1 protein-coding gene and 1 pseudogene are annotated in these 972 nt (G+C 68.1%); both read right to left on the bottom strand.

Annotation, left to right across the window (positions count from 1 at the left end):
• A pseudogene (locus DEF28_RS26590) lies at positions 1-199 on the bottom strand (cyclase); the annotation flags it as partial.
• 17 nt (positions 200-216) lie between these two features.
• A partial coding sequence (locus tag DEF28_RS26585) for an SDR family NAD(P)-dependent oxidoreductase (protein WP_114446270.1) occupies positions 217-972 on the bottom strand: 756 nt, incomplete at its 5' end.

The following is a 972-nucleotide window of genomic DNA, read 5'->3' as shown; positions in this document are numbered from 1 at the left end:
TCCAGGTGGTGATGTCGCCGTTGGCGAGGGCCCAGATGCGGATGTGTTCGTGGTGGTGGGTGGCGTGGGTGCGTTCGGCGTGGATGGTGGGTGGGAAGGTGTGGGGCCATTGGGTGACGTCGGCGATGAGCTGGTAGAGGGTGTCGGCGGGGGCGTTGACGTGGGTGGTGTGGCGGGTGGTGCGGGTGATGGCGGCCATGGGGTTCCTTCCGGGGGTCAGTAGTTGCCGAGTCCGCCGCAGATGTTGATGGCTTGGGCGGTGACGGGGGCGGCGGCGTCGGAGGCGAGGTAGGCGACCATGGCGGCGACTTCGTCGGGGGTGGTGTAGCGGCCGAGGGGGATCTTGTTCTGGAAGCGGTGGAGGACGTCGGTTTCGGTGGTGCCCCAGTGGGCGGCGTAGTTTTGGCGGACTTTGCGGGCCATGGGGGTTTCGACGTAGCCGGGGCAGACGGCGTTGACGGTGACGCCGGTTTTGGCGAGTTCGAGGCCGAGGGCTTTGGTGAAGCCGATGACGCCGTGTTTGGAGGCGGAGTAGGGGGCGCCGAGGACGACGCCTTGTTTGCCGCCGGTTGAGGCGATGTTGATGATGCGGCCGGTGGGTTGGTCGAGGATGCCGCCGTTTTTGAGGACTTCGCGGGTGACGCGGAAGACGCTGGTGAGGTTGGTGTCGATGACGTCGTTCCAGAGGTCGTCGGGGATGTCGCGGGTGGTTCCGCCGCCGCTGCGGCCGGCGTTGTTGACGAGGACGCTGATGGGGCCGTGGTGGTGGGTGGTGGTGGCGATGAGGTGGGTGATCTGGTCGGGGTCGCGGACGTCGCAGGGGTGGGCGTGGGCGTGGTGTCCGTGGGTGGTGAGTTGGTCGCGGGTGTGGGTGAGGCGGTCGGGGTCGCGGGCGCAGATGAGGATGCGGTGGGTGGTGGCGAGGGTGGTGGCGATGGCGAGGCCGATGCCTTGGGTGGCGCCGGTGATGAG

This window comes from Marinitenerispora sediminis, from assembly GCF_003336425.1.
GTDB lineage: Bacteria > Actinomycetota > Actinomycetes > Streptosporangiales > Streptosporangiaceae > Marinitenerispora > Marinitenerispora sediminis.
The sequence above is the reverse complement of the archived record's forward strand: the minus strand, read 5'-3'. Positions and strand labels throughout refer to the sequence as shown.